The following is a 12,992-nucleotide window of genomic DNA, read 5'->3' on the forward strand; positions in this document are numbered from 1 at the left end:
AACGTTGACATCTAAGCGCAGAATAATAACTCCGGCAACCGCTTTTACTGGCAGTTGTTGAATCCTTTGCAAAAAAAAGCCCGGTAGCGATTACCGGGCCTGTGAGATAGATCACGTTTCGTGCCTAGCGCATAATCTTATCGCCGCGCGAAACACCGACAATGCCGGACCGCGCGACTTCTACGATATTCGCAACTTCGCGAATAGTATTCAAAAAAGCATCAAGCTTATCGCTGGTTCCGGCGAGCTGAACCGTATACAGCGTCGGGGTAACGTCAATGATTTGCCCACGGAAAATTTCCGCGCTGCGTTTCACCTCTTCACGCCCATATCCGCTGGCCTGAACTTTTACCAGCATGATCTCGCGCTCGACGTGAGCGCCCTGCCCCAGCTCGCTCACGCGCAGCACGTCTACCAGCTTATGCAGCTGCTTTTCGATCTGCTCAAGAACCTTAGCGTCACCCACCGTTTGGATGGTCATGCGTGACAAGGTCGGATCGTCCGTTGGCGCAACGGTCAAGCTTTCGATGTTGTAGCCGCGCTGTGAGAACAGGCCGATGACCCGGGAGAGCGCCCCGGATTCGTTTTCCAGTAAGACAGATAATATCCGGCGCATCAGGTTCTCTCCGTTTTGCTTAACCACATTTCGTCCATTCCACCGCCGCGAATCTGCATCGGATAAACGTGTTCCGTACCGTCAACCGTCACATCCACGAACACCAGACGCTGGTTCTTCACGGTTTCCAGCGCTTGCGTCAGCTTGCTTTCCAACTCTTCAGGCTGGGTAATGCTGATCCCAACGTGCCCATAAGCTTCCGCCAGGCGAACGAAATCAGGCAGCGATTCCATATACGACTGTGAATGACGGCCGGAATAAATCATGTCCTGCCACTGTTTAACCATCCCGAGATAGCGGTTGTTCAGGTTTAACACCAGCACCGGCAGCCCGTACTGCAGCGCGGTGGAAAGTTCCTGAATATTCATCTGGATACTGCCGTCGCCGGTCACGCAAACCACGGTTTCATCCGGTAGCGCCAGCTTAACGCCTAGCGCGGCCGGTAAACCGAAGCCCATGGTGCCAAGGCCGCCGGAGTTAATCCAACGTCGCGGCTGGTCAAAGGTGTAATAAAGGGCGGCAAACATCTGGTGCTGGCCGACGTCGGAGGTAACGTACGCCTCGCCGTTGGTGAGCTTATAAATCGTTTCGATAACGGCCTGAGGCTTAATTTTCCCGCTTTCGCGATCGAACTCGAGGCACTGTCTGGCACGCCAGTGTTCAATTTGCTGCCACCAGTCGCGAATGTCATCGCACGACTGCTGGGTTTCTTCCTGCGAAAGCAGTTCGAGCATCTGCTGCAAGACCCGTCGCGCATCGCCCACGATGGGAACATCCGCGCCAACGGTCTTAGAAATGGAGGTAGGATCGATATCAATGTGCAGCACGGTAGCGTTCGGGCAATATTTTGCCAGATTATTGGTCGTGCGATCGTCAAACCTCACGCCCACGCCGAAGATCACGTCAGAATTGTGCATGACCATATTGGCTTCATAGGTTCCGTGCATACCCAGCATGCCAAGCGCCTGCCGATGCGTACCCGGAAATGCCCCTAACCCCATCAAAGAAGAAACGACAGGAATGTTAAGCTTTTCGGCTAGCTCGCGCAGTTCCCTTTCACAGGCTGAAGTAATTGCCCCGCCGCCCACGTACATCACCGGTTTTTTTGCCGCAAGTAGCGTCTGCAAAGCGCGCTTAATTTGCCCTTTATGGCCCTGCGTGGTCGGATTATAGGAACGCATGCTCACCGTTTCCGGGTAGCTATAAGGGAATTTGTTCGCCGGGCTCATGATGTCCTTCGGCAAATCAACGACCACCGGGCCAGGCCGGCCGCTTGCCGCAAGCCAGAAAGCTTTTTTAATGATGCCGGGGATGTCTTCCGCCTGCTTCACCAGAAAGCTGTGTTTTACGACCGGGCGTGAGATCCCCACCATGTCGCATTCCTGGAAAGCATCGTAGCCAATAAGAGAAGTTGCTACCTGGCCTGATAGCACCACCAGAGGAATAGAATCCATATAGGCGGTAGCGATACCGGTGATGGCATTCGTGGCACCTGGCCCAGACGTCACCAGCACGACGCCAACCTCGCCGGTTGCGCGCGCCAGGCCATCAGCCATATGTACGGCGGCTTGTTCATGGCGAACCAGCACATGATCAATTCCACCGATGGTATGGAGCGCATCGTAAATGTCGAGTACAGCGCCCCCCGGATAGCCGAATACATGCTTAACGCCCTGATCGATTAACGATCGGACGACCATCTCGGCTCCTGACAACATCTCCATGGTTGGCCTCCAGGCTCACGTTTTGACTGACGGCAGAAATCATTTCCACCCGGTCATTAAGGCAGCGTCACAATGCGCTGTCTGAGTTTTTAATTTTAGGTTTCCTTCCTAACATAACCGTTGAAAATCAGGCAATCAATCGCCCTACAAGTCGGCTATCCGCCTGGTTTTAACATGATTACTACAAAATAGCGGTGCAACGGAGTTAAGTTCTATATATAAGCAAAGATGATTGCTGAATATGTTAAGAAAGGAAGAATTAAAGGTGGAATCTAATTATAGGCGCTCGTTAGCATCAATAACGAAACGGCGGTTAGAAAGTGCTACAGCATAAAATGCTACTGAGGAAGGTAGAAAAAGAAAAACCGACCAGTTTTCACCGATCGGTCTATTTCGTAATCAGGTAGGAAATTACTTGCTACAAATAGAAGTCAGTAATTCGCCCATCCATTGGTGACCTTTATCTCTGCCTGCCGCTTCATGCCACGACAGGTAACAGGTACGGGTATTTTCATCGAGAGGCAATTCAAAAACTTTCAGGTTTAAGCTTTCGGTAAACTCTTCAGCTAACCAACGCGGCGCAATAGCAACCAACTGCGTCTGGGAAACGACATTCAATACGCTGGTCATCGCCATTCCTTGATAGGAAATGCAGGCTTGCCTTTGCGGAGTTTGATACCAAATTGCGCTAAATGAAGCAAAGCGATCTAATGAAACCACCGCATGCTGTTCGTTATATACATCTTCTTCGGTCAGCGGGGCCAGCAGACGAGGGTGTTTTTGGTTAGCAACAAGCACCATTTCATCTTTAAATAAAGGCACACATGTAAATTCCGGACGACGAAACTCATCATAGCTGATAACAAATTCCGTTTCCTGATAACGTAGCTGATGTTCAATATCCTTGTTGAGGCAGGATTTAAACAACAGTTGAATATTTGGTGCAGAATTTCTGACGTTATTGAAAATCACTGAAGTCAGCAGATTATCAAGAGGGCTGCTCACGCAAAGATGGAAAACGCGTTCGCTGTCAGAGGGTTCGAAACCGGTGCCTGGAAGTTCATTCTGCACAAGCTGCAATGCTTGACGCACCGCGCCAAAGAGCTGAAAAGCTCGCGCCGTTGGCTGAATACCGCGACCATAGCGTACAAACAGCTCGTCATTAAACATCAGCTTCAGGCGTGCTACCGCGTTACTGACCGCTGGCTGCGACATACCGAGCAGTTGGGCCGCTTTAGTGATGTTTTGCATTTGCATGACCGCATCAAAAACAGTCAATAAATTTAAATCAACGGTTCTTAATTGGCATTTATTACCGTCATTTGTAGGTGGTTTTTCAATATAATCGTTAGACATGTAATACTCCAGTGATAGGGCAATTCCATCTGCACAGAGAAACTGCGTGCAATTCCATTTAAACCTTTCTAATAAAGTTGATAGCAACAATTGGCAGGATCTATCGATATAGAATTCATCGACTCTATACTGAAGTATCTGACACATACGGAGTGTGTTATTGCTGCAACAATTCTCTCACAATAACTGGGGCAACTTGTGCGTTCATCAACCTGCCTTACGGCTAAGGCGAATAAAATCATAAAACGAAAGAATGCACAATAATTCACACGACGAATAATATATTAAGCGTTGATAAACATTTAAGATAAAATCTTAAGTCCAGATAGGGTTAAACTGCTTAAAAAAACATCCCGCTTAACAAATTGGAAAAAGATGCGTAGATATCTTTTAATTATCATAAAGATAGCCAATGTCATAAAACACAGCAATTGATCAATTATTATTTCAACAAGTATCTTTTTGCGAACATATGATAAAAACGTCGGTAATTTAAGCATTAGTATATTTTTGGATCTTTAGCATTTCCAGCACAATTAGCTCCCCCTTTTCTCATCATTTCCCCCGTTTATTGCTCGCCTGCAATCACTGAGGGTTGACATGGCAAAGCGGATCAAGTACCAATAAATGCATAACGCAAACACTTGAGGCTTGAAACATGATTCGCAGCTACCGCCTACTCGTTCTACTACTAAACGCATCTTATTTGCGCGGTAGACTGGTGGGCGACATCAAGCGTTGATTCAAGCCATCAGACTGAAAAAACCCGCGCCGCTGCGCGGGTTTTTTTATGTCCGCAGCAACGGTGCCTAAGACCAAACAAGGACCATAACATGAGCCAACAAGTCATTATTTTTGATACGACCTTACGTGATGGCGAGCAAGCGCTGCAGGCAAGCTTAAGTGTTAAAGAGAAGCTGCAAATCGCAATGGCGCTGGAGCGTATGGGGGTTGATGTTATGGAAGTCGGCTTCCCGGTTTCCTCGCCCGGCGATTTCGAATCCGTTCAGACCATCGCGCGCAACATTAAAAACAGCCGCGTTTGTGGCCTGGCACGCTGTGTGGACAAAGACATCGATGTCGCCGCCGAAGCGCTGAAGATTGCTGAAGCCTTTCGCATCCACGTCTTCCTGGCGACGTCCACGATGCACATCGAAACGAAACTGCGCAGCACCTTTGACGATGTGTTAGCCCGCGCGGTGCATTCCGTGAAGCGCGCTCGCAACTATACCGATGACGTTGAATTCTCCTGCGAAGATGCAGGCCGCACGCCGATTGATAACCTGTGCCGCATCGTTGAAGCAGCCATTGGCGCTGGCGCAACCACCATTAATATTCCCGACACCGTGGGCTACACCACTCCAGTACAGTTCGGCGGCATCATTCAGACCTTGTATAACCGCGTGCCAAATATTGATAAGGCGATTATCTCCGTCCACTGCCACGATGACCTGGGCATGGCAACGGGTAACTCCATCGCCGCGATTCAGGCAGGTGCGCGTCAGGTAGAAGGCACCTTGAACGGCATCGGCGAACGCGCCGGTAACACCGCGCTGGAAGAAGTTATCATGGCTATCAAGGTTCGCGGCCAGATGCTGGGCGTGCATACCGATATTAATCATCATGAAATCTATCGCACCAGCCAGATTGTCAGCCAGCTGTGCAACATGCCTATTCCGGCAAACAAAGCGGTTGTCGGCTCCAACGCCTTCGCGCACTCCTCCGGCATCCACCAGGACGGCGTGCTGAAAAACCGCGAAAACTACGAAATTATGACCCCGGAAACCATCGGTCTGAATCAGGTGCAGCTGAACCTGACCTCACGCTCTGGCCGCGCCGCCGTTAAACACCGCATGGAAGAGATGGGTTACAAAGAAGCAGATTACAACCTGGATTCGCTGTACGACGCCTTCCTGAAGCTGGCCGACAAAAAAGGCCAGGTCTTTGATTACGACCTGGAAGCCCTGGCATTCATCGGTAAACAGCAGGAAGAACCGGAACATTTCAGCCTGGAATACTTCAGCGTGCAGTCCGGCTCCACCGTGATGTCCACCGCATCAGTCCAGCTGCACTGCGGTGAAGAAATGCATTCCGAAGCGGCGACCGGCAACGGCCCGGTTGACGCAGTTTACCAGGCCATCAACCGCATTACCCATTACGACGTAGAGCTGGTGAAATATCAGCTGACCGCGAAGGGCCAGGGTAAAGACGCGCTGGGCCAGGTTGATATCGTTGTCACCCATAAAGGCCGCCGCTTCCACGGCGTTGGCCTGGCGACAGATATCGTTGAATCATCAGCGAAAGCGATGATTAACGTGCTGAACAACATCTGGCGCGCCGGTGAAGTCGAAAAAGAATTGCAACGCAAAGCACATAATAATGAAAACACTCAGGAAACCGTGTGACATGTCAAAATCTCATCATATAGCAGTATTGCCGGGTGACGGCATTGGCCCAGAAGTGATGGCGCAGGCGATGAAGGTGCTGGATGCCGTTCGTGCGCGCTTCGATATGCGCATCACTACCAGCTCCTATGACGTCGGCGGTATCGCCATCGACCGTCATGGCAACCCGCTGCCTCCGGTTACCGTTGAAGGCTGCGAGCAGGCGGACGCAATCCTGTTTGGCTCCGTTGGCGGCCCGAAATGGGAGCATCTGCCGCCGACGCAGCAGCCAGAGCGCGGTGCCCTGCTGCCGCTGCGTAAACATTTCAAACTGTTCAGCAACCTGCGTCCCGCGCGTCTTTACCAGGGGCTGGAAGAGTTTTGCCCGCTGCGCGCCGATATCGCCGCAAAAGGCTTCGATATCCTGTGCGTACGTGAGCTGACCGGCGGTATTTATTTCGGCCAGCCGAAAGGTCGCGAAGGTTCCGGCATGCACGAAAAGGCTTTCGATACCGAGGTTTATCACCGCTTTGAGATCGAGCGTATCGCCCGCATTGCCTTTGAATCCGCACGCAAACGTCGCAATCGTGTGACCTCGATTGATAAAGCGAACGTGCTGCAAACCTCCGTTATGTGGCGTGAAATCGTCAACGAGATCTCCAACGAGTATCCGGACGTTACGCTGACCCATATGTATATCGACAACGCCACCATGCAGCTGATTAAAGACCCGTCGCAGTTCGACGTGCTGCTGTGCTCCAACCTGTTTGGCGACATCCTGTCGGACGAGTGCGCGATGATCACCGGCTCCATGGGGATGCTGCCCTCTGCCAGCCTGAACGAACAGGGCTTCGGCCTGTACGAACCTGCCGGCGGCTCCGCGCCGGATATCGCGGGCAAAAATATCGCTAACCCTATTGCGCAGATCCTGTCACTGGCCCTGTTACTGCGCTACAGCCTGGACGCTGAAGAGGCCGCCGTGGCCATCGAAAACGCCATCAATCTCGCGCTGGAAGAAGGTTTCCGCACCGGCGACCTGGCGCGCGATGGCAAAGCAATCAGCACCGACGAAATGGGCGACACCATCGCTCGCTTCGTGGCTCAGGGGAAATAATCATGGCTAAGACGTTATATCAAAAGCTGTACGATGCTCACGTTGTGTACGAGGCGGTGGATGAAACCCCACTGCTGTACATCGACCGCCATCTGGTCCATGAAGTGACTTCGCCGCAGGCGTTTGACGGCCTGCGCGCGCACAAGCGCCCGGTGCGTCAGCCGGGCAAAACCTTCGCGACCATGGATCACAACGTCTCCACGCAGACCAAAGACATCAACGCCTCCGGCGAAATGGCCCGCATTCAGATGCAGGAGCTGATGAAAAACTGCAAAGAGTTTAGCGTGGAGCTGTACGACCTGAACCACCCGTTCCAGGGCATCGTTCACGTAATGGGGCCAGAGCAGGGCATCACCCTGCCGGGGATGACTATCGTCTGCGGCGACTCCCATACCGCGACCCACGGCGCGTTTGGCGCGCTGGCGTTTGGCATCGGCACCTCAGAAGTCGAACACGTGCTGGCAACGCAAACCCTGAAACAGGGCCGTGCCAAAACCATGAAGATTGAAGTTAAAGGCACCGCGGCACCGGGCATCACCGCAAAAGACATCGTGCTGGCAATCATCGGCAAAACCGGCAGCGCGGGCGGCACCGGTCACGTAGTGGAATTCTGCGGCAGCGCGATTCAGGCGCTGTCTATGGAAGGGCGCATGACCCTGTGCAACATGGCGATTGAGATGGGCGCGAAAGCCGGTATCGTTGCGCCGGACGAAACAACCTTCAACTATGTAAAAGGCCGTCTGCACGCGCCAAAAGCCGCAGACTGGGATGAAGCCGTCGCGTACTGGAAAACCTTTGTCACCGACGAAGGCGCTACATTTGATACGGTCGTCACGCTGGAAGCCGCAGATATCGCCCCACAGGTCACCTGGGGTACTAACCCGGGCCAGGTAATTTCCGTCACCGAAAACATTCCAAATCCCGACTCCTTCGCCGACCCGGTAGAGCGCGCGTCCGCTGAAAAAGCGCTGGCCTACATGGGCCTGAAGCCGGGCATCCCGTTAACCGACGTGGCTATAGACAAAGTATTTATCGGTTCCTGCACCAACTCGCGCATCGAAGATTTACGCGCGGCGGCAGAAATTGCCAAAGGCCGTAAGGTAGCCCCCGGCGTGCAGGCATTAGTGGTGCCGGGTTCTGGCCCGGTCAAGGCTCAGGCAGAAGAAGAAGGCCTGGACAAAATCTTTATCGAAGCGGGCTTTGAATGGCGCTTGCCGGGCTGCTCAATGTGCCTGGCGATGAATAACGATCGTCTGGAGCCGGGTGAACGCTGCGCCTCTACCAGCAACCGTAACTTCGAAGGCCGTCAGGGCCGCGGCGGGCGCACGCACCTGGTTAGCCCTGCGATGGCCGCCGCCGCTGCCGTATCCGGTCACTTTGCTGACATCCGTACGTTGAAATAAGGGAAAACACCATGGCAGAGAAATTTATCCAACATACCGGCCTGGTCGTTCCGCTGGATGCTGCAAACGTCGATACCGACGCCATCATACCCAAGCAATTTTTGCAGAAGGTAACGCGCACCGGCTTTGGCGCGCACCTGTTCAACGACTGGCGTTTTCTGGACGACGGCGGCCAGCAGCCAAACCCAGATTTCGTGCTGAACTTCCCGGAGTTTAAAGGTGCCTCTATCCTGCTGGCGCGCGAAAACTTCGGCTGCGGCTCCTCTCGCGAGCACGCGCCGTGGGCATTGACGGATTACGGCTTCAAAGTGGTGATCGCGCCTAGCTTCGCCGATATCTTCTATGGCAACTCGTTCAACAACCAGCTGCTGCCGGTTACGCTTAGTGAAGAAGAAGTCGACGAGCTGTTCAAAGTGGTTGCGGCAAACCCGGGCGTTAAGTTTGTCGTCGACCTGGAAGCGCAAACCGTACAGGCGGGCGACAAAACCTATTCGTTTAATATCGATACCTTCCGCCGCCACTGCATGCTGGAAGGGCTGGACAGCATCGGCCTGACGCTGCAGCACGAAGGCGCTATCTCAAGCTACGAGCAGAAACAACCGGCGTTTATGCGCTAATGCTTTAGGGCGGGGAGTGTTGAGGGTTCCCCGCCCTGCACATTTCTAAACATCATCTTAAAGCGTTATTTAGCTTCCTTGATATGATAATTTCCTTTGTTGGAGTGATATTTTTATATTTTCTCTCAAGGAAATCATTAATTTCCATCATCGGATACTGGGTGTCCGCTCTGAATAAACCATAGTTGGGCTCGAGGAATAACGTGTCGTGCTCGGCTATACGAAACGCCGCCACGGCGTGCGCCCCCTGCTTGCCAGAGGTGTGTATAAACTTAAACGTAATGATAACTCCCGTTAACGTATCCTTATTGTTTAAGTCATCCACCCCTTTGCATAAAATGAAATGGCTACGGGGGATAGAACGGTAAACCAGCCCCGGAACGCCGGAAATCGTCTCTTTTTCTAGCTCATGTTCATTCTTGTAATTTACCATGATTTCATCATGAGTTAATTTACACTTGCGTCCCGTTCTATATTCACTATAGCGTTTCTTATAATTAACCTGCTTCCTGAACGCGCGTTCAAAAAGCTGAATTAAACGAGCCGACTCTGAAGGCAACAAGGCTTTCATAGCGGGAGTTTGTTGCGGAGAAGAATAAAACCAGCTCGCAAGCCAGCCTTTTGGCTTCTCTTCCGGCCGTGCTTTTAAAATATCTCCCAGCCATGTCAGGCAAAGCCCCATGCAAACACCACGGCTGTTATGCTCATCAAGATAGGATTTATATAAATTCCTTGTATTCAAAAGGGGCAGCATACTCAAAAGTTCCTTTTATTTAATATTAGGCATGAATAATAAAAGCATTTTTATTATCAACAAAATCCTTTCCGACTGAAAAAGCGCATACATGTCAATCACAAACGATAAAGACGAACCGGGAATATCCAATCGTAAAAAATCAAGCCATTGAATAATTTACATTTTTAATTAATCGTCTTGATACTCTAATTTCTGTTCTTGGAGTTGCTTCAATATACTGTCTTTTGAGGTGAGAAATTATTTCCATCATTGGGTATTTTGTACATGTTTTAAACAAGCCAAAATTAGGATCAAAGAATAACGTTTCGAATTCATCAACGCGAAATGCCGCCACGGCGTGGCCTGCATAGGCACCGCCAGGAGCCAGCCTAAGTTTAAAAGTAATAATAACCCCCGTTAAAATATCCTTATCGTTATAGGTATCCAGCCCCCTGTAAAACATAAAGTTATTATATTTACTAGAGTGATACGTCAAACCCGGAATGCCAGACGCACGCTCCCTTTCTAACTGGAGTTGGTTCTTATGATTTATTGTGACTTCATCATAAGTCAGCTGGCTGAACCCGCCGTCCTTTTGTTCCTGATAACGTTTTATATAATTATTATGCTTCCTGAATGCGCGTTCAAAAAGCTGAGTCAAACGCGCTGCCTCAGAAGGCAATAAGGCCTTAGAAGCAGGCGTCTGTTTTGCTGTTGAGTAAAACCAGTTTGAAAGCCAGCCGCCCGACTGCTCGTTCGGTCGGTCTTTCAAAATATCACCCAGCCACGTCAGGCAAAGGCCCATGCAAACACCTGGACTTTGATTTTTTTCCAGGAATGAAATATATAAATTTCTTATATTTAATAGAGGTGTCATATTAAAAAACTCCATTTCTTTAAGATTAATCTCTGATAATAAAAAAAAGCCCCGCGCCTTGCCAGAAAAAACATTCAGCCACTATTTAAAGATATACTCACAAATATATTATTTGCCATATCAATATTTAGAACGTAAAAAAGCCAGCAGATAATCTGCTGGCTGGTGAAAAGCACCAATACTCAGTCACACGTGATGAAGGCGATTTAGTCGCTCACGGCCGTCGGGGTCGTAACCTCCCACTGCATTAAGTCTTCGAGCATCCTCAAACGTTGCCCAGCCGTCAGGCGAGCCAGCCATCCGGCACCCACGCCTTTCGTTTTCACGAACTGCGTCGCGGCAAAGTAATCTTGGTAAAACTCAACAGGTGATGACCGTTTCATATGCCCCTCCTCGCTTTCATCGTTGATGATTATTGGCGTAATATAGGGAAAGTTAAATTGATGAGTTTCTGCCTGGAGTTCCTCTTTTATGTCATCCGGTCGTTTACAACAGCAGTTCATTCGTCTGTGGCAGTGCTGTGACGGAAAGCCGCAGGAAACCACGCTCAACGATCTGGCCGAACTGCTCAACTGTTCGCGCCGCCACATGCGTACGCTGCTCAACGCGATGCAGGAAAAGGGCTGGCTTAGCTGGAAGGCGGAAGCCGGGCGCGGCAAGCGTTCGCAGCTCGAATTCTTATACACCGGGCTTGCCCTCCAGCAGCAGCGGGCCGAGGATCTTCTTGAGCAGGATCGCATCGATCAGCTGGTGCAAATTGTCGGCGACAAGGCCGCCGTCCGCCAAATGCTTATTTCCCACCTCGGCCGCAGCTTCCGCCAGGGCCGCCACATCCTGCGCGTGCTCTATTACCGCCCACTGCTAAACCTGCTGCCCGGCTCCGCGCTGCGCCGGTCTGAAACGCATATCGCCCGGCAGATTTTCAGCGGCCTGACGCGTATAAATGAGGAAAATGGGGAACTGGAAGCGGATATCGCCCACCACTGGCAGCAAATTTCCCCTTTACACTGGCGCTTCTACCTTCGCCCCGGCATCCATTTTCACCACGGCCGCGAGCTGGACATGCTGGATATCATCACCTCGCTGCAGCGCATCAACGCCCTGCCGCTGTTCGCACATATCTCGCAGATCGCCTCGCCGACCACCTGGACGCTGGATATTCATCTCAGCCAGCCGGACGACTGGCTACCCTGGCTGCTGGGCAGCGTCAACGCCATGATTCTGCCGCGTGAATGGACGACGATGGCGGATTTCGCCAGCCAGCCGGTCGGTACCGGCCCCTACTCTGTCGCCCGCAACAACCGCAACCAGCTAAAAATCCACGCCTTCGACGATTACTTCGGGTTCCGGGCGCTTATCGATGAGGTTAACTTCTGGGTTTTGCCGGAGGTAGGCGAAGAGTCGAGCTGCGGCGTGCAGCTACAGGGCATGCCGGACAGCGAAAAGGCGGTGGAAAGCCGCCCGGAAGAAGGGTGTTACTACCTGCTGTTCGACAGCCGTTCGGGGCTCGGTGCCCACACGGGCGTTCGGCAGTGGGTCGGGCATGTTCTGTCCCCCGTCAACCTTATCTACAGCGCGGCGGAACAGTATCAGCAGTACTGGTTCCCGGCCTATGGCCTGCTCCCGCGCTGGCACCATTCACGCACCGGGCCGTTGGTAGCTAAACCCGCGGGGCTTGAGAGCATCACCCTCACCTATTATCGCGACCACGTAGAACACCGGGTCATCAGCAGTATCATGAGCGAGCTGCTGGCGAAGCAGGGCGTAAAGCTCATCATTCAGGAAATTAGCTACGATGAGTGGCACCAGGGCGACGTGGAAAGCGATATCTGGCTTAACAGCGTCAACTTCACCCTGCCGCTGGAATATTCGCTGTTCGCCCAGCTCTACGAAGTGCCGCTGATTCAAAAATGCATGCCGATTGACTGGGAGGGCGACGCCCGCCGCTGGCACAGTAAAACGCTGGCGCTGCCGGAATGGTGCAAGCAAATGCTCGATCGCGACGACATTATCCCGCTGATCCACCACTGGCTGCGCATTGAAGGCCAGCGCAGCATGCGCGGCGTGCGCATGAACACCCTCGGCTGGTTTGACTTCAAATCCGCCTGGTTTGCGCCGCCGGAACCATAGTTCTTTCGGAACGTTCACAGAATCATTACAATGTT

General features: G+C 51.9%; 11 protein-coding genes. 5 read left to right on the top strand and 6 right to left on the bottom strand.

Annotated elements, in window-relative coordinates; translation table 11 throughout:
* Positions 1 to 124: 124 nt before the first annotated feature.
* From ilvN to leuO, 3 genes are all read right to left on the bottom strand, one after another.
* Positions 125 to 616, bottom strand: coding sequence for an acetolactate synthase small subunit (gene ilvN, locus ACSPHG_RS20140; protein ID WP_435955250.1), 492 nt, complete (start codon positions 614 to 616; stop codon positions 125 to 127).
* Positions 616 to 2,340 (bottom strand): acetolactate synthase 3 large subunit, encoded by a 1,725-nt coding sequence (ilvI, locus tag ACSPHG_RS20145; protein ID WP_435955251.1) that lies wholly within the window; start codon positions 2,338 to 2,340, stop codon positions 616 to 618. Before ilvI ends, ilvN begins: the two co-directional genes overlap by 1 nt.
* A gap of 411 nt (positions 2,341 to 2,751) precedes the next feature.
* Positions 2,752 to 3,696: a transcriptional regulator LeuO gene (gene leuO, locus ACSPHG_RS20150; RefSeq protein WP_435955252.1), complete on the bottom strand. Its 945-nt coding sequence runs from the start codon at positions 3,694 to 3,696 to the stop codon at positions 2,752 to 2,754.
* Positions 3,697 to 4,529: 833 nt separating this feature from the next.
* Here leuO and leuA point away from each other — a divergent pair.
* From leuA to leuD, 4 genes are read left to right on the top strand one after another with little or no spacing between them, the layout of a single operon-like run.
* Positions 4,530 to 6,101 carry a 2-isopropylmalate synthase gene (gene leuA, locus ACSPHG_RS20155; RefSeq protein WP_435955253.1) on the top strand — a complete coding sequence of 524 codons (1,572 nt, stop codon included), beginning with the start codon at positions 4,530 to 4,532 and terminating at the stop codon, positions 6,099 to 6,101.
* Position 6,102: 1 nt separating this feature from the next.
* Positions 6,103 to 7,194 (top strand): 3-isopropylmalate dehydrogenase, encoded by a 1,092-nt coding sequence (gene leuB / locus ACSPHG_RS20160; protein WP_435955254.1) that lies wholly within the window; start codon positions 6,103 to 6,105, stop codon positions 7,192 to 7,194.
* Between the two features lie 2 nt (positions 7,195 to 7,196).
* Positions 7,197 to 8,597 (top strand): 3-isopropylmalate dehydratase large subunit, encoded by a 1,401-nt coding sequence (gene leuC / locus ACSPHG_RS20165; RefSeq protein WP_435955255.1) that lies wholly within the window; start codon positions 7,197 to 7,199, stop codon positions 8,595 to 8,597.
* Between the two features lie 11 nt (positions 8,598 to 8,608).
* The gene (gene leuD, locus ACSPHG_RS20170) at positions 8,609 to 9,214 is read left to right on the top strand and encodes a 3-isopropylmalate dehydratase small subunit (RefSeq protein WP_435955256.1); all 606 of its coding nucleotides are present in this window, start codon (positions 8,609 to 8,611) and stop codon (positions 9,212 to 9,214) included.
* Between the two features lie 52 nt (positions 9,215 to 9,266).
* Here the strand turns inward: leuD and ACSPHG_RS20175 are convergent, their stop codons facing one another.
* From ACSPHG_RS20175 to sgrT, 3 genes are all read right to left on the bottom strand, one after another.
* Positions 9,267 to 9,968, bottom strand: coding sequence for a YopT-type cysteine protease domain-containing protein (locus ACSPHG_RS20175; RefSeq protein WP_435955258.1), 702 nt, complete (start codon positions 9,966 to 9,968; stop codon positions 9,267 to 9,269).
* 142 nt (positions 9,969 to 10,110) lie between these two features.
* Positions 10,111 to 10,827 carry a YopT-type cysteine protease domain-containing protein gene (locus tag ACSPHG_RS20180; RefSeq protein ID WP_435955260.1) on the bottom strand — a complete coding sequence of 239 codons (717 nt, stop codon included), beginning with the start codon at positions 10,825 to 10,827 and terminating at the stop codon, positions 10,111 to 10,113.
* A gap of 206 nt (positions 10,828 to 11,033) precedes the next feature.
* Positions 11,034 to 11,210, bottom strand: a complete 177-nt coding sequence (gene sgrT, locus ACSPHG_RS20185) for a glucose uptake inhibitor SgrT (RefSeq protein ID WP_435955261.1) — start codon at positions 11,208 to 11,210, stop codon at positions 11,034 to 11,036.
* A gap of 88 nt (positions 11,211 to 11,298) precedes the next feature.
* Here sgrT and sgrR point away from each other — a divergent pair, with 88 nt between their 5' ends.
* Positions 11,299 to 12,957, top strand: coding sequence for an HTH-type transcriptional regulator SgrR (sgrR, locus tag ACSPHG_RS20190; protein WP_435955262.1), 1,659 nt, complete (start codon positions 11,299 to 11,301; stop codon positions 12,955 to 12,957).
* The last annotated feature ends 35 nt before the right edge of the window (positions 12,958 to 12,992 follow it).

Origin of the sequence: Dryocola baronae (assembly GCF_051297175.1) — a bacterium.
GTDB lineage: Bacteria > Pseudomonadota > Gammaproteobacteria > Enterobacterales > Enterobacteriaceae > Dryocola.

Excerpts from the sequence above, each read along its gene's own strand:
- leuB (WP_435955254.1), top strand. The coding sequence starts at position 6,103 with ATGTCAAAATCTCATCATATAGCAGTATTGCCGGGTGACGGCATTGGC.
- ACSPHG_RS20180 (WP_435955260.1), bottom strand. The coding sequence starts at position 10,827 with ATGACACCTCTATTAAATATAAGAAATTTATATATTTCATTCCTGGAA.
- leuA (WP_435955253.1), top strand. The coding sequence starts at position 4,530 with ATGAGCCAACAAGTCATTATTTTTGATACGACCTTACGTGATGGCGAG.
- sgrR (WP_435955262.1), top strand. The coding sequence starts at position 11,299 with ATGTCATCCGGTCGTTTACAACAGCAGTTCATTCGTCTGTGGCAGTGC.
- ilvN (WP_435955250.1), bottom strand. The coding sequence starts at position 616 with ATGCGCCGGATATTATCTGTCTTACTGGAAAACGAATCCGGGGCGCTC.
- leuO (WP_435955252.1), bottom strand. The coding sequence starts at position 3,696 with ATGTCTAACGATTATATTGAAAAACCACCTACAAATGACGGTAATAAA.
- ACSPHG_RS20175 (WP_435955258.1), bottom strand. The coding sequence starts at position 9,968 with ATGCTGCCCCTTTTGAATACAAGGAATTTATATAAATCCTATCTTGAT.
- leuD (WP_435955256.1), top strand. The coding sequence starts at position 8,609 with ATGGCAGAGAAATTTATCCAACATACCGGCCTGGTCGTTCCGCTGGAT.
- ilvI (WP_435955251.1), bottom strand. The coding sequence starts at position 2,340 with ATGGAGATGTTGTCAGGAGCCGAGATGGTCGTCCGATCGTTAATCGAT.
- leuC (WP_435955255.1), top strand. The coding sequence starts at position 7,197 with ATGGCTAAGACGTTATATCAAAAGCTGTACGATGCTCACGTTGTGTAC.
- sgrT (WP_435955261.1), bottom strand. The coding sequence starts at position 11,210 with ATGAAACGGTCATCACCTGTTGAGTTTTACCAAGATTACTTTGCCGCG.